Origin of the sequence: Pseudonocardia endophytica (assembly GCF_004339565.1) — a bacterium.
Taxonomy (GTDB): Bacteria; Actinomycetota; Actinomycetes; order Mycobacteriales; family Pseudonocardiaceae; genus Pseudonocardia; species Pseudonocardia endophytica.
The window spans coordinates 386166-407377 of the sequence record NZ_SMFZ01000001.1; the positions used below are offsets into that span (position 1 = coordinate 386166).

Annotated in this window: 18 protein-coding genes (1 of these 18 only partly in view); 8 read left to right on the top strand and 10 right to left on the bottom strand. The window is 73.3% G+C overall.

Going from position 1 to position 21212, the window contains the following annotated elements; all coding sequences use genetic code 11:
• Both EV378_RS01385 and EV378_RS01390 read right to left on the bottom strand, forming a co-directional pair.
• Positions 1-2252: the 5' end (the start) of a type I polyketide synthase gene (locus EV378_RS01385; protein ID WP_132420945.1), read on the bottom strand. Its footprint begins 26170 nt before the window's first position; 2252 of the gene's 28422 nt are visible here — the first part of the coding sequence; it begins with the start codon at positions 2250-2252; the stop codon falls past the left edge of the window.
• A gap of 139 nt (positions 2253-2391) precedes the next feature.
• A complete protein-coding gene (locus EV378_RS01390) occupies positions 2392-3429 on the bottom strand; it encodes a GDP-mannose 4,6-dehydratase (protein WP_132420946.1) in 1038 nt (345 codons plus the stop codon).
• Between the two features lie 208 nt (positions 3430-3637).
• Here EV378_RS01390 and EV378_RS01395 point away from each other — a divergent pair, with 208 nt between their 5' ends.
• The 3 genes from EV378_RS01395 to EV378_RS01405 are packed head-to-tail and all read left to right on the top strand — an operon-like array spanning position 3638 to position 8041.
• A complete protein-coding gene (locus EV378_RS01395) occupies positions 3638-5392 on the top strand; it encodes an ABC transporter ATP-binding protein (protein ID WP_132420947.1) in 1755 nt (584 codons plus the stop codon).
• Positions 5370-7286: an ABC transporter ATP-binding protein gene (locus EV378_RS01400; RefSeq protein ID WP_132420948.1), complete on the top strand. Its 1917-nt coding sequence runs from the start codon at positions 5370-5372 to the stop codon at positions 7284-7286. The genes EV378_RS01395 and EV378_RS01400 overlap by 23 nt, the downstream gene beginning before the upstream one ends.
• Positions 7283-8041 (top strand): 4'-phosphopantetheinyl transferase family protein, encoded by a 759-nt coding sequence (locus tag EV378_RS01405; RefSeq protein ID WP_132420949.1) that lies wholly within the window; start codon positions 7283-7285, stop codon positions 8039-8041. Before EV378_RS01400 ends, EV378_RS01405 begins: the two co-directional genes overlap by 4 nt.
• Here the strand turns inward: EV378_RS01405 and EV378_RS01410 are convergent.
• Both EV378_RS01410 and EV378_RS01415 read right to left on the bottom strand, forming a co-directional pair.
• A complete protein-coding gene (locus EV378_RS01410) occupies positions 7954-8316 on the bottom strand; it encodes a cupin domain-containing protein (RefSeq protein WP_132420950.1) in 363 nt (120 codons plus the stop codon). The two genes, EV378_RS01405 and EV378_RS01410, sit on opposite strands and share 88 nt — an antisense overlap.
• Positions 8317-8320: 4 nt before the next feature.
• The gene (locus EV378_RS01415) at positions 8321-8908 is read right to left on the bottom strand and encodes a dTDP-4-dehydrorhamnose 3,5-epimerase family protein (protein ID WP_132420951.1); all 588 of its coding nucleotides are present in this window, start codon (positions 8906-8908) and stop codon (positions 8321-8323) included.
• A 208-nt stretch (positions 8909-9116) separates the two neighbouring features.
• Between EV378_RS01415 and rfbA the strand changes: the two genes are divergently transcribed.
• Positions 9117-10058: a glucose-1-phosphate thymidylyltransferase RfbA gene (gene rfbA / locus EV378_RS01420; protein ID WP_132420952.1), complete on the top strand. Its 942-nt coding sequence runs from the start codon at positions 9117-9119 to the stop codon at positions 10056-10058.
• A 27-nt stretch (positions 10059-10085) separates the two neighbouring features.
• On the top strand, positions 10086-11336 hold the full coding sequence (locus EV378_RS01425; RefSeq protein ID WP_165922095.1) for a nucleotide disphospho-sugar-binding domain-containing protein: 1251 nt from the start codon (positions 10086-10088) through the stop codon (positions 11334-11336).
• A 42-nt stretch (positions 11337-11378) separates the two neighbouring features.
• Here the strand turns inward: EV378_RS01425 and EV378_RS01430 are convergent, their stop codons facing one another.
• The 3 genes from EV378_RS01430 to EV378_RS01440 form a co-directional block, all read right to left on the bottom strand.
• Positions 11379-12359 carry a Gfo/Idh/MocA family protein gene (locus EV378_RS01430; protein WP_207908540.1) on the bottom strand — a complete coding sequence of 327 codons (981 nt, stop codon included), beginning with the start codon at positions 12357-12359 and terminating at the stop codon, positions 11379-11381.
• A complete protein-coding gene (locus EV378_RS01435) occupies positions 12356-13792 on the bottom strand; it encodes an NDP-hexose 2,3-dehydratase family protein (protein WP_132420954.1) in 1437 nt (478 codons plus the stop codon). The genes EV378_RS01430 and EV378_RS01435 overlap by 4 nt, the downstream gene beginning before the upstream one ends.
• Positions 13793-14004: 212 nt before the next feature.
• The gene (locus EV378_RS01440; protein WP_243653211.1) at positions 14005-14598 is read right to left on the bottom strand and encodes a TetR/AcrR family transcriptional regulator; all 594 of its coding nucleotides are present in this window, start codon (positions 14596-14598) and stop codon (positions 14005-14007) included.
• A 141-nt stretch (positions 14599-14739) separates the two neighbouring features.
• Between EV378_RS01440 and EV378_RS01445 the strand changes: the two genes are divergently transcribed.
• Genes EV378_RS01445 through EV378_RS01455 form a run of 3 tightly spaced genes read left to right on the top strand, consistent with a single transcriptional unit; the run spans position 14740 to position 18358 of the window.
• Positions 14740-15276, top strand: a complete 537-nt coding sequence (locus EV378_RS01445) for a 2Fe-2S iron-sulfur cluster-binding protein (RefSeq protein WP_132420956.1) — start codon at positions 14740-14742, stop codon at positions 15274-15276.
• Entirely contained in the window at positions 15273-16280 is a 1008-nt protein-coding gene (locus tag EV378_RS01450; RefSeq protein WP_132420957.1) for an FAD binding domain-containing protein, read from the top strand. The genes EV378_RS01445 and EV378_RS01450 overlap by 4 nt, the downstream gene beginning before the upstream one ends.
• Positions 16277-18358: a xanthine dehydrogenase family protein molybdopterin-binding subunit gene (locus EV378_RS01455; protein ID WP_132420958.1), complete on the top strand. Its 2082-nt coding sequence runs from the start codon at positions 16277-16279 to the stop codon at positions 18356-18358. Before EV378_RS01450 ends, EV378_RS01455 begins: the two co-directional genes overlap by 4 nt.
• Before the next feature lies 1 nt (position 18359).
• Here the strand turns inward: EV378_RS01455 and EV378_RS01460 are convergent, their stop codons facing one another.
• The 3 genes from EV378_RS01460 to EV378_RS01470 are packed head-to-tail and all read right to left on the bottom strand — an operon-like array spanning position 18360 to position 21159.
• A complete protein-coding gene (locus EV378_RS01460) occupies positions 18360-19226 on the bottom strand; it encodes a dioxygenase family protein (RefSeq protein ID WP_243653212.1) in 867 nt (288 codons plus the stop codon).
• A complete protein-coding gene (locus tag EV378_RS01465; protein WP_132420959.1) occupies positions 19223-20029 on the bottom strand; it encodes a citryl-CoA lyase in 807 nt (268 codons plus the stop codon). The genes EV378_RS01460 and EV378_RS01465 overlap by 4 nt, the downstream gene beginning before the upstream one ends.
• Positions 20026-21159, bottom strand: a complete 1134-nt coding sequence (locus tag EV378_RS01470) for a CaiB/BaiF CoA transferase family protein (RefSeq protein WP_132420960.1) — start codon at positions 21157-21159, stop codon at positions 20026-20028. Before EV378_RS01470 ends, EV378_RS01465 begins: the two co-directional genes overlap by 4 nt.
• Positions 21160-21212 lie beyond the last annotated feature (53 nt).

Consider the following 21212-nt stretch of genomic DNA (forward strand, 5'->3'; position numbering starts at 1 on the left):
AGCGGGGAGTGGAACGCGTGGCTCACCGCCAGCCTGCGGGTCCGGCGGCCCTGCCCGGCGAACGCCGTCTCGATCGCGGCGACCGCGTCCGCGGCACCGGACACGACGACCGACGACGGCCCGTTCACCGCGGCGATCGCCACGTCGTCGGTCAGGTGCGGCGTGACCTCGTCCTCGGTCGCCGCGACGGCGAGCATCGCGCCGCCGGACGGCAGCGCCTGCATGAGACGGCCGCGTGCGGCGACGAGCGTTGCCGTGTCCTCCAGCGACAGCACGCCCGCGACGTGCGCGGCGGCGATCTCGCCGACGGAGTGGCCGAGCAACTGGTCCGGGGTGACGCCGAGCGAGGTGACGAGCCGGTACAGCGCGATCTCGACGGCGACGATCGCGGGCTGGGCGTACTCGGTGCGGTCGAGAAGATCCTGCTCCTCGCCCCACAGCACGTCGCGCAGCGGCCGGTCCAGGTGCGGCGTGAACGCGTCCATGGCCTCGTCCAGCGCCGCCCGGAACGCCGGGAAGCGGGCGGCCAGCTCACGACCGGCGCCAATACGCTGCGAGCCCTGGCCGGTGAACAGCACGGCCAGGCGGTTCTCCGGACGGGCGGTGCCGGTGACGCCGTCCCGGACGGACGTGGGGTCGTCGGCGAGCGCGGCCAGGTCGGCCTTGTCGCCGAGCAGGACGGCGCGGTGCTCGAACGCCGTCCGCGTGGTGGCCGACGAGTACGCGGCGTCGAGCAGGGAGGGGGCGCCGCCGGCCTCCAGCGCGGAGCGCAGGGCGTCGGCCTGCGCGGACAGTGCCTCCGGCGTGCGGCCGCTGACCAGCAGCGGGAGGACGCCCGCCTCGACCGGCGCTGGGATGTCGGAGGAGTCCTCGCCGTCTGCGGCGTCCGGCGACGACGGGTCCGGCGCCTGCTCGACGATCGTGTGCGCGTTCGTGCCGCTGATGCCGAACGAGGAGACACCGGCGCGGCGTGGCGCGCCGGTGGCCGGCCAGTCGGTGTTCCCGGTGAGGATCCGGACGGTGTCGGCCGACCAGTCGACATGGCTGCTGGGCTCGTCGGCGAGCAGCGTGCGGGGCAGCACCCCGTGCCGCATCGCCATCACCATCTTGATCACGCCGGCGACGCCTGCCGCGGCCTGGGTGTGGCTGAGGTTGGACTTCACCGACCCGAGCAGCAGCGGGCGGCCGGTGTCGCGGTCCCTGCCGTACGTGGCGAGCAGCGCCTGCGCCTCGACCGGGTCGCCGAGCGTGGTGCCGGTGCCGTGCGCCTCGACGGCGTCCACGTCGTCGGCCGAGAGCCGGGCGTTGACCAGCGCCTGCTCGATGACGGCCTGCTGGGACGGGCCGTTCGGCGCGGTCAGGCCGTTGGAGGCGCCGTCCTGGTTCACGGCGGAGCCGCGGACGACGGCGAGGATCTCGTGCCCGTTGCGCTGCGCCTCGGACAGCCGCTCCAGGACCAGCAGGCCCACGCCCTCGGCCCAGCCGGTGCCGTCGGCGGAGTCGCCGAACGCGCGGCAGCGCCCGTCCGCGGACAGCCCGCCATGGCGGCCCATCTCCACGAACGTGCCGGGGCCGGAAATGATCGTGACGCCGCCGGCGAGCGCGAGCGTGCACTCCTGCGCGCGCAGAGCCTGCGTGGCCAGGTGGATCGCGACCAGCGACGACGAGCAGGCCGTGTCCACCGTGACCGCGGGCCCGACGGTGCCCAGCGTGTAGGAGATCCGGCCGGACAGGACGCTGCCGGTGTTGCCGGTCAGCTGGAACCCCTCGGCGCCGTCGGCGGGGCCGACCCGGTACTCCTGCGCCATCGCACCGATGAACACGCCGGTCCGGCTGCCACGGACCGTCGACGGGTCGATGCCGGCGCGCTCGAACGCCTCCCATGCCGCCTCGAGCACGACCCGCTGCTGCGGGTCCATCGCGACCGCCTCGCGCGGGGAGATGCCGAAGAACTCGGCGTCGAACTCGGTCGCGTCGTCCAGGAAGCCGCCGGAGGCGGTCGGGGTGCCGGCGAGCGCCGCGGTGTCCCAGCCGCGGTCGGTGGGGAAGCCGGTGATGCCGTTCTCCCCCGACTCGACCATCCGCCACAGGTCCTCGGGGCTACGGACGCCGCCCGGGTAGCGGCACGTCATACCGACGACGGCGATCGGCTCCCGGGCGGCCGACTCCAGCTCGTCGACGCGGCGGCGCGTGCGTCGCAGATCTGTCGTCGCGCGCTTGAGGTAATCCCGGAGCTTCTGCTCGTTGTCCATCTTCCACACTTCCCGTCTCGGCAGCAGACGACCGCACAGGAATCGCATGACGCAATTCCTGCGCGCCGGAGGAAACGAATCGCCGCGCCGCTGACGATGCCGACGATCCGGGTGGGAAATCCCTAGAGGTGCACGGGGCTCACCAGTTGGCCGCGGCCATCAGGTCCCCGTACTCCTCCTCGCGGGCGACGCACTCCAGGTCGGAGTCGACCATCATCCGCATCAGGCCGCCGAAGTCGACCTCGGGCTTCCAGCCGAGCGTCTCCTGGGCCTTCGAGCTGTCCGCGCAGAGGATCTCGACCTCGGCAGGGCGCACCAGGTCCTGGTCGATCACCACGTGGTCGCGCCAGTCCAGGTCGACGTGGTCGAACGCGACCTCGACGGCCTCGCGAACCGAGTGCATCTCGCCGGTGCCGATCACGTAGTCGTCGCCGTCGGGCTGCTGCAGCATGAGGTGCATCGCCCGGACGTAGTCACCGGCGAATCCCCAGTCGCGCAACGCGTCCAGGTTCCCGAGCGCCAGCGTGTCCTGCAGGCCGAGCTTGATCCGGGCGACCGCGAGGGTGATCTTGCGGGTGACGAACTCGCTGCCCCGGCGCGGGGACTCGTGGTTGAACAGCATGCCGGAGACCGCGTACATGCCGAACGACTCGCGGTAGTTGCGGGTGATGTAGTGGCCGTAGGCCTTCGCGGCGCCGTAGGGGCTGCGCGGGTGGAACAGCGTCGTCTCGCGCTGCGGCGTCTCGGCCGCCTTGCCGAACATCTCCGACGACGACGCCTGGTAGAAGCGGATCTGGCCGCTCGCCGTCTGCGCGGCCCGGTTCGGGGACAGGCCGGACACGATCCGGATCGCCTCCAGCATGCGCAACACGCCCGCGGCGTTGACCTCGGTGACGAGCTCGGCCTGCTGCCAGGACATCGGCACGAACGAGATCGCGCCCAGGTTGTAGACCTCGTCCGGCTGGACGCTGTCCACTGCGGACACCAGGCTGCCCTGGTCCATCAGGTCGCCGTCGACGAACTCCAGCTCGGAGGCCAGCCTGCTGACCCGGACCTTGCGCGGGTTGGACTGGCCGCGGGTCAGCCCGAACACCCGGTAGCCCTGCGCGAGCAGGTGCTCGGCCAGGTAGGAACCGTCCTGCCCGGTGATTCCGGTGATGAGTGCACGCTTGGACATGGTTCACCCTTCTCGGCCACTTCTGCAGCCCGGCACAATTTCGGTGCCAGAACGCTCGCAAGGCCCGGAAGACGGTGTCAACGAATGGCGAGAGGTGTGGGGAATCCACGAGTGCGGCGTGAACTGGTGTTTTCCGGGTCGGTGATCGGGTCGACTGTGCGGTGCCGGTCCGCCCGCCGGCCACCGCGAACCCGGGGGTGTTCCCGACGTGCTGCTGAGACTCGCACGCAGCAGGCTCCGCGACTACGCCCGACCCGTCGGCGTCGTCGTCGTGCTCCAGATCCTGCAGATCCTCGGGACGCTCCTGCTCCCGACGTTCGGCGCCGCGATCATCGACGAGGGCGTGGTCCGCGGCGACGCCGACCGGATCACCGAGCTCGGGACGATCATGGTGGCCGTCGCGGTCGCCCAGATCGCCGCCGCGCTCGCGGCCACCGCGCTCGGTGCGCGGACGTCGTCGGCGATGGGCCGCGACCTGCGCTCCGCGCTGTTCCGGCGGGTGCTCGACTTCTCCGAACGCGAGGTCGGCCGCTTCGGCACGGCGAGCCTGCTGACCCGCACCGTCAACGACGTCCAGCAGGTGCAGAACCTCGCCCGCTCCGGATTCGGCGTCGTCGTCTCGGCGCCGCTGATGTGCGTCGGCGCCGTCGTGCTCGCGCTGCAACAGGACGTGCCGCTGGCGCTTCTGCTGGTCCTGCTCGTGGTCGTCGTGGGCGGCGCATTCGGTCTGCTGCTGGCCCGGATGGGCACGCTCTACGGGCGCATGCAGCTCACGCTCGACCGGCTCGGCAGGCTGCTGCGCGAGGTGATCACCGGGGTGCGGGTGGTGCGCTCGTTCGTCCGCGACGAGCACGAGCGCGAGCGCTTCGCCCGGACGAACGACGAGTTCCTGGACGTCTCCCAGCGGGTCGGCCGGCTGATCGCGACGATGCTGCCGCTGATCCTCGTGCTGATGAACGTGTTCACCGTCGCGCTGATGTGGATCGGCGCGCAGCGGATCGACTCCGGCAGCATGCAGATCGGCGCGCTCGGCGCGTTCCTGTTCTACATGTCGCTGATCCTGATGTCGGTGGTCATGGTCGCGTTCGTGTTCCTGCAGGTCCCGCGGGCGCGGGTCGGCGCGGGCCGCATCCTGGAGGTCCTGGACACCGAACCGGGCGTCGCCGCACCGGAGCACCCGACGCCGGCCGACGGCCCGCGGGGCGCGGTCGAGCTGCGCGGCGCGGAGTTCCGCCACCCCGGCGCCGAGCAGGCCGTGCTGCACGACGTCGACCTGGCCGTGCACCCCGGCGAGCGGGTCGCCGTGCTCGGCAGCACCGGCAGCGGCAAGACCACGCTGCTGAACCTCGTGCTGCGGCTGATCGACCCGACCGCGGGCGAGGTCCGCGTCGGCGGCACCGACGCGCGGCGTCTCGACCCGGCCGAGCTCGCCGCGACCGTCGGGTTCGTCCCGCAGAAGCCCTACCTGTTCGCCGGCACCGTCGCGAGCAACCTGCGCTTCGGGCGCCCGGACGCGACCGACGACGACCTCTGGGAGGCGCTCGCCGTCGCGCAGGCCGACGACTTCGTCCGCGGGATGCCGGGCGGTCTCGACGCCGAGGTCGCCCAGGGCGGCACCACCGTCTCCGGTGGTCAGCGCCAGCGTCTGTGCATCGCCCGCACGCTGCTGCGGCGCCCGGACGTCTACCTGTTCGACGACTGCTTCTCCGCGCTCGACCAGGCCACCGACGCCGCTCTGCGGGCGGCGCTGGAACCGTGGACGGCGGGCGCCACCGTGATCACGGTGACGCAGCGGGTCGCCGCCGCGCGGCACGCCGACCGCGTCGTCGTCCTGGACGCGGGCCGGGTCGTCGCCGACGGCACGCACGAGGACGCGTTGCGCGACAGCGCGACCTACCGCGAGATCGCGCACTCCCAGCTCACCGAGGAGGACTCCGACCATGAGCTCGCCGGACGTCGCTGAGGAACGGGAGGCGACCGGGTCGACGCGGCGGCTCGTCCGCCTCCTGCGCCCGCACCGCGGCGCGGTCGCCACCGCCCTCGGGCTGGGCGTGGCCGGGATCGCGCTGAACGCGGCCGGACCGCTGCTGCTGGGCCGGGTGACCGACCTGATCGCGGCCGGCGTGCTGGGGCAGGCGTCCGGAGTGGACTTCGGCGCCGTCGGCACGCTGCTGGCGGTCCTGCTCGCCATCTACCTGGCGTCGGCGCTGTTCACGCTCGTGCAGGGCAGGCTCGTCGCCTCCGTGGTGTGGCAGGTGATCCACGATCTGCGACGGCGGGCGCAGGCCAAGCTGGCCCGTCTCCCGTTGCGCTACTTCGACCGGCACCGCGCGGGCGAGGTGCTGGGACGCACCACGAACGACATCGACAACCTGCAGCAGACGATGCAGCAGACGCTCGCCGAGCTGATCACCTCGACGCTGTCGCTGATCGCGATGCTCACGCTGATGATCTGGATCTCGCCGTCGCTGGCGGTCGTGATGCTGCTCAGCGTGCCGGTCTCCGGCCTGCTCGCGGCATGGCTCGCCCGCCGCGCGCACCCCCAGTTCACGGCGCAGTGGTCGGCGAACGGCCAGCTCAACGCGCACGTCGAGGAGGTCTGCACCGGGCATGCGCTGATCCGCGGCCACCACCGCCGCGAGGACGCAGAGCGCCTGTTCGACGAGCGCAACGACGCCGTCCACCGCACCGGCGCGAAGGCGCAGACGTCGTCCGGCGCGATGGAGCCGGTGATGATGCTGGTCGGGAACCTGGGCTACGTCGTGGTCGCGGTCGTCGGCGGCTGGAAGGTCCTGGACGGGACGCTGACGATCGGCGACGTGCAGGCGTTCATCCTCTACGCCCGCCAGTTCAGCCAGCCGATCGTCGAGATCGCGTCGGTGGCCGGGCGGCTGCAGTCCGGCATCGCGTCCGCGCAGCGGGTCTTCACGCTGCTCGACGTGCCGGAGCAGGCACCGGACCGGCCCCGTCCGGACACGCCGTCGACGACGCGCGGGAAGATCGAGTTCCGCGGCGTGTCGTTCCGCTACGTCCCGGACACGCCGTTGATCGACAACCTGTCACTGACCGTCGAACCGGGCAGCACGGTGGCGATCGTCGGCCCGACCGGCGCGGGCAAGACGACGCTGGGCAACCTGCTGACCCGCTTCTACGAGGTCGACTCCGGCGCGATCTACCTGGACGGCACGGACATCGCCCGGATGCACCGCGGCGACCTGCGTTCCCGGTTCGGCCTGGTGCTGCAGGACACCTGGCTGTTCGGCGGCACGATCGCGGACAACATCGCCTACGGCGCGCCCGACGCCACCCGTGACGACGTCGTCGAGGCCGCGAGGGCGACGTGCGTCGACGCGTTCGTCCGCACGCTGCCGGACGGCTACGACACCGTGCTCGACGACGACTCGGCAGGCGCCAGCGCCGGCGAGAAGCAGCTGATCACGGTGGCCAGGGCGTTCCTCGCCCGCCCGGCCGTGCTGGTGCTCGACGAGGCGACCAGCTCGGTGGACACCCGGACCGAGGTGCTGATCCAGAAGGCGATGAGCACGCTGCGCGCGGGCCGGACGAGCTTCGTGATCGCCCACCGGCTGTCCACGATCCGCGACGCCGACATGATCGTCGTGATGGAGGCCGGCCGGATCGTGGAACGCGGCACGCACGACGAGCTGCTCGCCGCGGGCGGGACCTACGCCCGGCTGCACGGCGCGCACCTGACCGCCACGCGGCCCTACGAGGCGCCCGACGTCGAGATGGAGCCGGACGAGGACCCGCCGGACGACGACCACCCCGGACCCGGCCTGCCCGACGTGCGGCTGCACCCCACGCCGCGCACCGACCGGATGATCGTGGTCGCGCCGTGATCGCCGACGTGCTGCCGGACGGGGTCGTCACCGAGTGCGCGTACGGCGACGAGCCGGGCGCCGAGCTGCTCGGGCCGGAGCGCGACCTGGTCGCGCGCGCCGTCGAGTCCCGCAGGAGCGAGGTCGCCACCGTGCGCCACCTGGCCCGCCGCGCGCTGGGCCGGATCGGGCAGGCCCCGGTGCCGATCCCGGTGAACCGCCGCGGCGCTCCACGGTGGCCGGACGGCGTCGTCGGGAGCATGACGCACTGCGCCGGCTACCGGGCCGCGGCCGTGGCGCAGGCCTGCGCCACGGCCTCGCTCGGCGTGGACGCGGAGACGGACGCCGCGCTCTCGGACGGCGTGCTGGACACGGTGACGCTCCCGTCCGAGCGGTCCCGGATCGCCCGCCTGGCCGCCCGCCACCCGGACGTGCACTGGGACCGGCTGTGGTTCAGCGCCAAGGAGAGCGTGTTCAAGGCCTGGTACCCGCTCACCGGGCTGGAACTCGACTTCGACGAGGCCGACATCTCCGTCGACCCCTCCGACGGGCGGTTCTCGGCCCGCCTGCTCGTCCCCGGTCCCGAGATCGGCGGCACGCGCGTGGACGTGTTCTCCGGCCGCTGGAGCGCGGGGCACGGCCTGATCGTCACGGCCGTGCACCTGGCCGCGCCGTCGGGCCTCGCCGCTCAGGAGTCGCGGTGGGCGGCACCGATCTCGAACGCGGGCAGGCAGACCGCGACGTACTCGGCGCCGTCCGGGCCGGGCGAGCTGTAGCGCACCCACTCCCCGGCAGCGGTGTGCACGGCCTGTCCGGCCGGCACGGTCAGCTCGCCGCCGGCGTGCTCGACGCGCAGCTCACCGCGCAGGACGAGCGTGTACTCGTCGAACTCGGGGGTCTGGCCGGGCTCCGACCAGCCGGACGGGCTGCGCATGTGGGCCACCGACACGGCGCCGTCGCCGGTGTTCACCCGGCCCACGTACTCGTCGATGGTCTTCGGCGGGGTCCCGGCCGCCGTCACCCGGCTGGCCTTCTCGATCAGTCGCGGCACGGCCTCATCGTGCCGTACCGACCACCGAGCGGTACGGCGGCAGCACCCCGGACGCGGCAGCCTGCGCCAGCGTCGGCGCTCCCGCGTCCTTGTCCGACCGGATCGGCTCGCCGTCCAGCGGCCAGTCGATGCCGATCTCCGGGTCCAGCGCCTGGATGTCGATCATCGAGCCGGGCACGTACTCCTCGCCGCACAGGTAGTTCATCACCGTGTCGTCGGTGAGCGCGAGGAACGCGTGCCCGAGCCCGTCGCCGAGGTACACGCCGATCCCGGAGCCCGCCTCCTGCAGCGTCGTGTCGTGGGCGCCGAACGTCGGGGATCCGACCCGCAGGTCGACGACGACGTCCAGCGCGGCGCCCCGCACGCAGGTCACCAGCTTCGTCTGGCCCGGCGGCTCGGTCGTGCCGTGGATGCCCCGCAGGGTGCCCTTGCGGGAGACCGAGTAGTTCGTCTGGGCCACCCGGAACGGGTGGCCGATCGTCTCCTCGAGGGCGCTGCGGCGCCACGCCTCGAAGAAGCTGCCGCGCCGGTCGGCCAGGGGCTCCGGGACGATCCGGAACGCGCCGGGGACCGCGGTCTCGATGATGCGCATGGTGATCCGCTCGCTCGGGTGGGCCCGGCCGGGCCGGGCGGCTCGTCGCGTCAACGCTAGGGCGGCGGCGCACCCATCGGGGCGGTCTCGGCGCAGGTGTGGGGAAACCCCGAGGAGTGCGCCGAACCAGGTAATCCCCGAGATCGGCGCTGGTATCACCGACGCTGACCCACACGCGCACGACCGCACCCCGCCGGAGGGAAACGCCGTGAAGGGGATCGTCCTCGCGGGCGGCCACGGGAGCCGCCTGTACCCGCTCACCCAGGCCGTGTCCAAGCAGCTGATGCCGGTCTACGACAAGCCGATGATCTACTACCCGCTGTCGGTGCTGATGCTGGCAGGCGTCACCGAGATCCTGGTCGTGACCACCCCGCGCGACCTGCCCGCGTTCCGCCGGCTGCTCGGCGACGGGTCGCGGCTCGGGATCTCGCTGACCTACGCCGAGCAGTCCGAGCCGCGCGGGCTCGCCGACGCGTTCGTGATCGGCGCCGACCACATCGGCGACGACAGCGTCGCGCTCGTGCTGGGCGACAACATCTTCCACGGCCCTGGCCTGGCCCCGCTGCTGCAGCGGGCGGTGCTGGAGGTCAAGGGCGCCACGCTGTTCGGCTACCCGGTGTCCGATCCGCACCGCTACGGCATCGCCGAGACCGACGACGACGGCCGGATCGTCTCCCTGGAGGAGAAGCCCGAGCACCCGCGCTCGGACCTGGCCGTGACCGGGCTGTACCTGTACGACAACGACGTCGTCGACATCGCGCGCGGGCTGACCCCGTCACCACGCGGCGAGCTCGAGATCACCGACGTGAACCGGGCGTACCTGGAGATGGACCGGGCCCGCATCGTCGATCTGGGCCGCGGGTTCGCCTGGCTGGACACCGGCACCTACCCGTCGCTGCTGGACGCGGGTCACTTCGTGCGCACGCTCGAGGAGCGCCAGGGCACGAACATCGCCTGCATCGAGGAGGTCGCGCTCCGGATGGGGTTCGTCGGCCTCGACCGCGGCCGCGAGCTGGCCCGCGAGATGGCCGGGTCCGGGTACGGCCGCTACGTCGGGGACCTGGTGGAGCGGCTCGAGCGGGGCCCGTTCCGGCCCGGCCCCCGCCCGCTCCCGTCCCTGGAGCCGCAGGCACCGGCCGCGGCGTTCTGACCGACATCACGACCGAGGGGATCCACCGTGCGCATCCTGTTCTCCGTGTCCTCGTGGACCGGCCACTACTACGCGATGTTCCCGCTGGGCTGGGCGCTGCGCGCCGCCGGCCACGAGGTCCGCGTGCTCTGCCGCCCCGGCGACCGCGACGACGTCGTGCGGGCCGGCCTGGTCCCGGTGCCCGTGCTGGACGGGCCGGACATGCTGACCGGGGCCCGCCTGCTGAACGTGCTCAGCTCGTTCTCCGGCACATGGCCCTACCCGACCCCGCCGCCGCACCCGGACAGCGGCGAGCCCGTCGACGACGCGTTCGACCTGCAGTCCTGGCTGGCCGGCTACTGGGCGCGGGCGACCGAGTCCTCGCGCGCCGGCACCGACGCGGCGGTGCGGTACGCGCGGGACTGGCAGCCGGACCTCGTGGTGCACGACCAGCTCAGCCTCGACGGCCCGCTCGTCGCCGCGGTTCTCGGGGTCCCGCAGGTGATGCACCTGTGGGGTCCGGTCGGCCCCGCGGACTCGTTCGGACCCGTCGGCGGCGAGGAGGCCGGCCGTCCCGCCGACCCGAGCGACGCGTTCGGCCGCCACGGCGCCGGCGAGTTCGACCACGGTCGCGCCGACCTGATCCTCGACCCGTGCCCCGGCCCGCTGGCCGCCGGGCTCGGCAAGCGCGTCCTGCCGATCCGCTACGTGCCCTACAACGGGCCGGGCGACGACCCGGGCCCCGGCGCGCTGCCCGCACCGACCGGGCGCAGGCGGGTCTGCGTCGTCTGGGGCCGCTCCGCGACGCGGACGTTCGGTCCGGTGGCGAACAAGCTGCCCGAGGTGGTGCGGGCGGCCACCGACCACGGCGCCGACGTGCTGCTGCTGGCCCGCCCGGACGACGCGGCGGCCGCAGGCGAGCTGCCGGAGAACGTGACCGCGATGTGCGAGGTGCCGATGAGTCTCGTGCTCGACGGGTGCGACGCCGTCGTGCACTACGGCGGTGCCGGGTCGGCGATGACGGCGCTCGTGGCCGGCCTGCCGCAGCTGTCCGTGCCGATCGGGCTCGACCAGGATCTGGTGGCCGCGCGACTCGCCGCCACCGGCGCCGCCTGTACCGTGCCGGGCCCGATCGCCGACGTGGAGTCGATCGGCAACGCGCTGGCCGCCGTGCTGGAGGGGCCGCAGCACGCGGAGGCCGCCGAGAAGCTCGCCGCCGCCGTCGCCGCGATGCCGCCGCCCGCGGCCGTCGTCGCCGATCTGGAGTCGCTCGTGGCCAGTCGCGCCCGCGCTGCCTGACATCGCACGGGACGAGGGCCGCCCGGCCCTCGTCCCGACGTCTCAGCCCTTGTGCTGCACCGCGAACCGGCGGACGTCGTCGAGCAGCCGCGCGGTCTCGACGGCCGCGTCGAGCCACCGGGACTCCTCCTCCGGACCGCGGAGCACGGCCCGTGCGAAGTCCTCGACGGACTCCCGGAACTGGTCGCAGGCCGGGAGCACGACGTCCTGCGACGAGTCCTGCTCGTCGATCGTCACGACGGCGCGGGCCCCCGCAGGCGGCGTGAACGCCCGCTCCAGCTCCAGCCACGCGGTGGACGTCCACAGCGCGTAGCGGTTGCGATAACGGTGCCGGAAGCCGAAGTCGAGGTCGGCGACCACACCCGCCGGGTTCCGGAGCAGGACGTGTCCGGCGACGTCCACCCCGCTCGCCGGGTCCGTCCACGACGTCGCCCCCACGACCTGCAGCGGGCCGGGGAGCAGGGCCTGGGCCAGCCGCAGCGGGTAGACGCCGACGTCGTTCAGCGCTCCCCCGCCGAGTGCGGGGTCGAGCCGGATGTCGCCCGCGGGGACGTGCGGGATGCCGAACGTCGCGGACAGCGTGCGCAGGTCGCCGAGGCGTCCGTCGTCCAGCAGGCCGGTGAGCACCCGGTGGCGGGGATGGTGCAGGAACGTGAAGTTCTCGCGCAGCACCAGCCCGGACGCGCGGGCGGCGCCGACGAGCTCCCCGGTCGATCCGGGCTCGCCGGTCAACGGCTTCTCGCACAGCACGTGCTTGCCCGCCCGCAGCGCCTCCCCGGCCCAGACGCCGTGCAGCGCCAGCGGCGTCGAGACGTACACGGCGCCGACGTCCGGATCCTTGATCACGTCCTCGTACGTGCCGGGCCGTCCGCCGTGCCGGTCGGCGAACGCGCGCGCCCGCTCCGGGTCGCGGCTCGCCACGGCGGCCGTCTCGACCAGCGGCGACGCGGCCACGGCGGGCAGTGCCCTGCGGTCGGCGATCTCGGAGCACCCCAGCACCCCGAGCCGAACGACTCCGCTCACGCGAGTCCCCGCAGGCAGGCCACCAGGCTGCGGGCCTGCACGTTGACGTAGTTGTTGTGCTGCAGCAGCCCGGTGAGCTGCCCGATCGTCATCCACTGGTGGTCGGGGGTCGTGCGGTCGTCGACCGGGTTCGCGACCTCGACGATCTGGTAGCGGTTGCGCGCGTGCAGGAACCGGCCGCCCTCCTCGGAGAGCTCCGCGTCGAACAGGACGCGGTCGGTCCCCTCCGCGGCCGTCACGACGTCGAGGAACTCCGGCGGCTCCAGTCCCAGGCTGGAGTAGGCCCGCGGCGTCCACTGGACGGTCGGCGCGAGCTCGACGGCCTCCAGGTAGCCGGGCTCGACGCGGGCGTGCATCAACGCGTGCAGCACGCCGTCGAAGCGGGCCACGACCATCGCGACCCGGCCGATCCCGTGCGGTTCCAGCAGCGGCTGCGTCCAGGCCGACACCTCCCGCCCCGGCGAGGCCACGTCGACGGCGACGACGCTGAAGAAGGCCTCGTCGTCGCGGTGCACGCGGTCCGGGGCACGTCGCCAGTCGTCGACGTCGTCGAGCGGGATGAGCGACGTCCGCACCTCCGGCTCGGTCTGCCGGTCGGTGATCCAGCTCAGCAGCTCCCCGGTGGTGTGCAGACCGCCGATGGCGGTGTCCGCGGAGCGGGCGAGCGCGTCGGCCAGGCCGCGGTCGGACGTGCCGGCCGCGCCCTCGAACCCGCCCGGCATGCCGGCCAGGACCGTCCGGGTGTCCATGTTGACCAGGTTGTCGACGGCGCACAGCTCGTGCAGCTGGCCGAGCGTCACCCAGCGGAAGTCCTCGCCGACCGGCAGCGGGCCGTCCACCTCGACGATCATGTTGCGGTTGCGCTTGCGGTAGAACCAGGCCGCCTGCTCGGACTGCAGCACGTCGGACAGCACCCGTCCGTCACCGGGGCTGCGGAAGTACTCGATGAACGGGACGGACTTCCCGGCGTGGACGCCGGTGTAGTTGCTGCGCGTCGCCTGCACGGTCGGGCTGAGCTGGACGCCGTTGACGTTGCCCGGCTCGGACTTGGCCTGGAGCAGGCAGTGCAGGACGCCGTCGTGCTCGGCCACCAGGATGCCCAGGATGCCGATCTCGGGCTGGTTGATGATCGGCTGGTTCCACGACCGGACCGGTCCGGTGTCCGTCTCCACCCGCAGTCCCTCGACGCTGAAGAACCGGCCGGTGTCGTGCCGCAGGTTGCCGGTCCGGGTGTCGAAGCCCCAGCGGTCGAGCTCCTCGAACGTGACCCGGCTGACGGTGTGCGCGCGGGCGGTGTTGCGGTCGGCGATCCACTCGCGGACCCGGGCCGCGCCGACGGGGTCACGCTGGGCGGAGCGGGCGAGGCGGTGCGGGATCATCCGGTCCGCGGTGCGCAGCACCGGTGGGACGGGCGGGGCGGCCGTCGGACGCATGGGACGGACCTCTCTGCTGGGGTGTCGCGACGCCTCCGTTTGTCGCAGCCCGCGGGCCGGGGAAACCCCAGATGCGCCGGGCGGCCCCGCGAGGTCGTCAGCTGTGCCGGTTCACCGGCGACCACGAGCGGGTCCGGGCGGTCACGTTCGTCGACGAGATCCCGCGCCTGCCGGCCGGCACGGTCCTCCGGCGCCTGCTGCCGCCGCAGGAGTCATCGCGCCCGGTGCCGCAGGCCGTCCACCAGCAGGGCGACCATCCGCGCGGACTGGCCGGGCCGCTCCGGATCCTCGGACATCGACAGTCCGGAGATGGCGTTCAGGAGCTCGCGCGCGTCCACGTCCGCACGGATCGCGCCCGCGGCCGCCGCCGCGTCGAGCAGCGCGTCGAGCGCGGGCAGAAACCGGGACTCGAAGTACTGCGGCAGCGAGTCGAACGTCGGGTCGCCGGAGTGCAGCGCCGAGGCGAGTCCGCGTTTGGTCGCGATGAACCCGGTGAAGCGCTGCAGCCACAGGCTCAGCGCCTCGTCCGGGTCGTGCTCGGCGGCGAACACCGGGGCGGCGTCCGCGCAGGCGTCCACCTCGTGCCGGAACACGGCGGCCACCAGGTCGGCCCGCTGCGGGAAGTGCCGGTACAGCGTGCCGACACCGACGCCCGCCTTCGCGGCGATCTCACGCACCGGCGCGTCCACGCCGTGCGCGGCGAACACGGCCTTCGCCGCCTCCAGCACCGCGTCGATGTTGCGACGGGCGTCGGCCCGCACCCGGCGGGGCGGGGCCTGCGCCGCGTCGGGACCCGGGTCGGTCACGGCGATCCTCCCTTCCGGTTGCACAGCCGGAACCATGTTCCGTATATTACTGGAGCGTCGTTCCGTTTCATCGGAATGTAGTGCACCCGACTCCGATCCCACCACCCTCGCCTACGTCGAGAACGAGGAGACACGATCGTCGTGGACGCGACCATCTCACTGACCGTCGACGGGAAGCGGCACGCGCTGACCGTCGACACCCGGACCACGGTGCTCGACGCGCTGCGCGAGCGACTGGACGTCACGAACCCGAAGAAGGGCTGCGACCACGGCCAGTGCGGGGCCTGCACGGTCCTGCTCTCCGACGGCGACAGCGACGGCGACGGGGCCGGTGGCCGCCGTCGCGTCCTGTCCTGCCTGGCCCTGGCCGTCGCCCACGACGGCGACTCGATCACCACGGCGGGCGGGCTCGCCCCTGAGGGCGAGCTGCACCCGGTCGCCGAGGCGTTCCTGGACCACGACGCCTACCAGTGCGGCTACTGCACGCCCGGCCAGATCTGCTCGGCCGTCGGGGTCCTGGACGAGATCGCCGCCGGGCATCCCAGCGCCGCGTCGGCCGACCTCACCGGCCCGGCCACGGTGGACCGCGAGGAGATCGCGGAGCGGATGAGCGGCAACCTCTGCCGCTGCGCCGCCTACGGCAACATCGTCTCGGCCATCGCGGAGGTTGCCCGATGACACCGTTCTCCTACCTCCGTCCTGCCGATGCGGACACCGCCGTGGCCACCGTCGCCGCCGACCCCGGCGCCGCGTTCCTGGCCGGCGGCACCAACCTCGTCGACCACCTGAAGCTCGGCATCGCCGACCCGACCACGCTGGTCGACGTCACGCGGCTCACGTCGAGGGCGATCACCGACCTCGACGACGGGGGCGTGCGGATCGGTGCCGGCGTGCGCAACTCCGACCTCGCGGCGCACCCGCGCGTGCGCGCCGAGTTCCCGGCGCTCGCGCAGGCCGTGCTCGCCGGGGCGTCCGGCCAGCTGCGCAACATGGCCACGACCGGCGGGAACCTGTTGCAGCGCACGCGCTGCGCGTACTTCGCCGACCCGACCACGCCGTGCACGAAGCGCTCGGCCGGCGAGGTGTGTTCCGCGCGGACCGGGTGGGCCCGGTACCACGCGATCCTCGGGGCCGACGGCTCCGCGTGCGTCGCGACGCACCCCTCGGACATGGCGGTGGCGCTGCTGGCGCTCGACGCGCGGGTCCACGTGCTCGGCCCGGACGGCGAGCGCACGATTCCGCTGGCCGACCTGCACCGGCTGCCGGGCGACGACCCGACCCGCGACACCGTGCTGGAGCACGGCGAGCTGATCACCGCCGTCGACGTCCCGGCCGCGCCGATCGCGGCGAACTCTGCGTACCGCAAGGTGCGCGACCGGGCGTCGTACGCGTTCGCGCTGGTCTCGGTGGCGGCCGCGCTCGACGTCTCCGACGGCGTCGTGCGCGACGTACGGATCGCGCTCGGCGGCGTCGCGCACAAGCCGTGGCGCGCCACGGCCGCCGAGCAGGCGCTGCGCGGCCGTCCCGCCACCGACGAGGAGTTCCGGGCCGCCGCGCAGGTGGAGCTCGCCGCGGCGGCCGCGGTGGACTCCCCCGTCGCCGGCAACGCGTTCAAGATCCCGCTGGTGGCCGCGACCGTCACCACCACGCTCCGGCAGCTGGCCGGGAAGGAGGCGGCATGACCGTCGTCGAACCCCGGGCCATGGGGACCGACCTGCACCGGATCGAGGGTCCGGCCAAGGTCACCGGCACGGCCCGGTACTCCTACGAACAGCACACCGACGCCCCGCTGTACCTGATCGGTGTGCCCGCCACGATCGCCCGCGGCACGGTGACCGATGTGGACACCGTCGCTGCGGAGGCGGTGCCCGGTGTGGTCGGGGTGCTCACCGCGGACTCGGCGCCGCGCCTGGCCGACACCTCCGACCCGGAGCTCGCGGTGCTGCAGTCCCGCGAGATCCGCTACCGCGGCCAGTACGTCGCCGCCGTGATCGCCGAGAGCCAGGAGGCGGCCCGCGAGGCGGCCGACCTGGTGGCCGTCTCCTACGACGAGCAGCCCGCGACGACCGCGTTCGACGAGCGCTCCCCCGAGACGTACGCCCCGGCTCGGGTGCTGTTCTTCCCGACCGACACCGTCACCGGCGACCCGGACGCCGCGCTGGCGGCCGCGGACGTCTCGGTCCGCGCGACGTACCGGACCCCGGCCCAGCACCACAACCCGATGGAGCCGCACGCGACGGTCGCCTGCTGGGCGGGTGACGAGGTGACGGTCTTCGAGTCGACCCAGTCGGTGGCCGCGTCGCAGGAGGCCATCGCCGGGCTGTTCGGGCTCGAGCCGGGTGCCGTCGCGGTGCTGTCGCCGCACGTCGGGGGCGGGTTCGGGTCCAAGGGCACGCGGCATCCCGGCGCCGTGCTCGCCGTCATGGCGGCCCGGACCGTGCCCGGCCGCGCGGTGAAGCTGGCGCTGTCCCGTCGCGAGATGTTCGAGACCACCGGCTACCGCCCGGCGACCGTCCAGCACATGGCGCTCGGTGCCTCGGCCGACGGGCGGATCGAGGCGCTGGTGCACGACGCCGTCGAACCGACGGCCCGCACCCGCGAGTTCACCGAGCCGGCCGCCGTCGTCAGCCGGCACCTCTACACCGCGGCGAACCGGCGCACGACGCACCGCCTGGTGCCGATGGACGTGTCCGGCCCGACGTTCATGCGCGCACCCGGTGAGGCTCCGGGCAGCTTCGCCGCGGAGTGCGCGATGGACGAGCTCGCCGTCGCTCTGGGCATGGACCCGATCGAGCTGCGGGTGCGCAACGAGCCGGAGACCGACCCCGAGCACGGGCTGCCGTTCTCCAGCCGCAACCTGGTCGCCTGCCTGCGCCGCGGCGCCGAGCGGTTCGGCTGGGCCGACCGCGACCCCACCCCGCGCGCCCGGCTCGTCGACGGGTGGTGGCGCGGCACCGGCGTCGCGGCGTCGTTCTTCCCGACGTTCCGGATGCCGGGTTCGACGGCGGTCGTGCGGTTCCGTGCCGACGGGGGCCGCTACGAGGTGCTGATCGGCGCCGCGGACATCGGGCAGGGCGCCCGCACCGTGCTCACCCAGATCGCCGCCGACGCGCTCGGCGTCCCGGCGAGCCGGGTGGACGTCGCGATCGGGGACACGGCACTGCCGCACGCCACGATCGCGGGCGGGTCGACCGGCACGAGCTCGTGGGGCACGGCCGTGGTGGACGCCGCCGAACGGTTCCGCGACAAGTACGGCGAGGATCCGGACGACGGCGACGAGGCCGACGGCATGGCGCCCGACAACCCGTGGGCCGCGGAGCGGGCGATGGGCGCCTACGGCGCGCAGTTCGCCGAGGTCGCCGTGCACGCCGACACCGGGGAGGTCCGGGTGCCGCGCATGCTCGGCGTGTTCGCGGCCGGGCGGATCATCAACCCGCAGACGGCGCGCTCGCAGTTCCTCGGCGGCATGGTCTGGGGCCTGTCGATGGCCCTGCACGAGGAGAGCGTGCTCGACCCGCGTACCGGGCACTGGGTCAACCACGACCTGGCCGGTTACCACGTCGCCGTGCACGCCGACGTCGGCGAGATGGACGCGGAGTGGGTCGACGAGGACGACCCCTACGTGAACCCGATGGGCGCCAAGGGAATCGGCGAGATCGGCATCGTGGGGGCGGCGGCCGCGATCGCGAACGCCGCCCACCACGCCACCGGTGTGCGGGTGCGGTCCCTGCCGATCACGCTCGACGCGTTCCTGACGTGAGTCAGGCCGGCTGGAGGACGAAGTCGTAGCGCGCCTCCAGCCACGGCACGTCGGACGTCCCGCCGTCCGGCGTCGGGCCGGGCTCGCGCTCCTCGAACGAGACGACGAGCTCGCGCTTGACGCCGAACACGACGTCGGAGTCGAGGTACTCGGCGCCCTCGCGGAACAGGTGCGTGATCAGCGGCTCGTAGCCGGGCACGGTGATCATGAAGTGGACGTGCGCCGGCCGGTAGTGGCTGATGTCGGTCCGGTGGATCAGCGAGCCGACCGGGCCGTCCATCGGGATCGCGTAGCCCAGCGGGGCGATCGTGCGCAGGCAGTACGCGCCGTCGGACCCGCTGTGGTACTTCGCCCGCAGCCGCGCCTCGTCCACCGGGAGCTGCGACTCGTAGTAGCCGTCGGCGTCGGACTGCCACACGTCGAGCAGGGCGTTCCCGACCGGCGTCCCGTCCAGCGAGCGGACGGTGCCGTGCACGTAGAGCGGATCGCCGGGCAGGCCGTCGGACATGTCCTCGCCGAACGCCTTCTCCGGCGAGCCCTCGATGTGGAACGGGCCGAGGACGGTGGCCGGGGTGGCGGACGCGTCGAACCGGTGGTTCTGCTGCACGACGAGCATCGACAGGCCCAGCACGTCGGAGGCGAGGATGAACTCCTCGCGCTTGTCGTCACTGATCTGGCCGGTGTCGGTGAGCCAGCGGATCGCGGCCATCCACTCGGGTTCGGTCAGCTTCGTCTCGCGGGCGAAGTCGTGCAGGTGGCGTACGAGCGCGGTCATCAGCTCGGCCGTGCGCGGGTCGTGCGCCGTCGCCCAGCGGGACGCCGCGACGTCGGTGATGGTGTCCTCGGTGACGGTGGTGGGTTGCGTCACTGCAGCTCCTCGGCGGTCGGGACAGGGCGGTACGGAACGGGGTCGACGGGCCGATTGTGCAGGTCCACCGAGTCGTAGATCTGGCGCGCGACGGGGTTTCGGAGCTCCTCGGCGAGTTGTCCGATCAGTCCGGCCGTCCGCGCGAGCAGCGCGAACCCGCGCAGCAGCTCCAACGGTAGGCCGAGGTCGGCCAGTGCCGCACCGCAGACGCCCGCGCCGTTCAGCGGCAGCGTCCGCCCGAGCACCTCGGGGTGCACCCGGCCGATCGCCGCGAACAGCTGCAGGTGGGGTCCGACGAGCGACTCCTGCCCGGCGATCGCATAGAGCCTCCGGGTGCGCGGGTCGCCGTCCTTGTGCACCGGGTGGCCGAGGCCGGGGACGAACCGCTTCGCCTCGCGCTGCGCGCGGACCACCTCGAGCGCGAGCGCGTCCCACCCGGCGTCGTCGGTCGGCACCGTTCCCGGGAGGTGCGCGTGCAGGAACTGCCCGCAGTCCTCGGTCACTCCGAGGAACCGCGACCCGCCGCCCAGTAGCCCCGCCGCGAGCGCGCCCTGCACGGAGTCCGGGGCGGACAGGTGCGTGAGGCGGGTGACGATCGCCGTCGGGGTGAAGCCGTGGTCGGCCAGCGCGGCCAGCACGGCCTCGAACACGCGGGTCTCCCCGGGCGTCGGCCTCCGCTGGGTGGCGAGCCAGAACGCCAGCTCGCCGAACCCGACCTCGCCCATCACGTCGTCCGCGAGGTCGTGGCCGAGCAGCGTGATCGTGTCCTTCGTGGACGAGCCGAGTGCGGTGGGGTAGGTCATGCGTCGAGCCACTTCCGTACGTCGTCGCCGTGCTCGTCGAGCCGCGGCGGGGGCAGGTGGTAGGCGGCGGGCGTCGCGGAGAACCGGATCGGGTGCCGCGTGGTCGGCAGCGCCCGGTCGCCCTCCCCCACGACGACGACCGGTTCCAGCCCGAACCGCTCGGCCGTCGCGAACCCGCCGTCGATCGTCTGGATCGGGCCGCAGGGCACGCCGGCCGCGGTGAGCAGCTCGAACCACTCCACGGCCCGGCGCGTGGTCAGGCGCTCCACGAGCAGCGGGCGGAGCTCGTCGCGGTTCGCCGTGCGGTCCGCGTTGCGCGCGAACCGCGGGTCGTCGGCGACGCCGTCCAGCCCGAGCACGTCGCAGAGCTTGCGGAACTGGCCGTCGTTGCCCGCGGTGACGATCAGGTCGTCGTCCGCGGTCGGGAACGGCTCGTACGGGAACACGCTGGGGTGCGCGTTGCCCATCCGGTACGGCACGGTGCCGGACGCGACCCACGCCGAGCTGTGGTTGACCAGGCCGGACAGCGCCGAGGACAGCAGGTTGACCTCGACGTGCTGGCCCTCGCCGGTCTGCTCGCGATGGCGCAGCGCGGCCAGGATGCCGATCGTCGCGTGGTTGCCGGCCATCACGTCGAACACCGAGATGCCGGCCCGGTAGGCGGGCCCGTCCGGGTCGCCGGTGAGGCTCATCAGGCCGGAGATCGCCTGGACCATGAGGTCGTAGCCGGGCACGTGCGCGCCGTCGCCGGACCCGAACCCGCTGATCGACGCGTAGACGACGCCCGGGTTCGCCTCCTTCACGCATCCGAAGTCGAGGCCGAACCGGGTCATCCCGCCCGGCCGGAGGTTCTCGATCACGACGTCGGCGCGGGCGACGAGATCGCGGGCGACGGCCAGGTCGTCGGCGTCCCGCAGGTCCAGCGCGATCGAGCGCTTCCCGCGGTTGATCCCGAGGTAGTAGGTGGACTCGCCGTCGCGCTCCGGCGGCATCCAGGTGCGGGTGTCGTCGCCCGCGGGGCCCTCGACCTTGACGACGTCGGCTCCCATGTCGGCGAGCAGCATCGTCGCGTACGGCCCGGCCAGGATGCGGGAGAAGTCCGCCACCAGCACACCGTCCAGGGGACCCATATCCGTCCTTCCGTCCGCTCCACGGACAGCTGTCCGCTCCACGGATGGTTGCG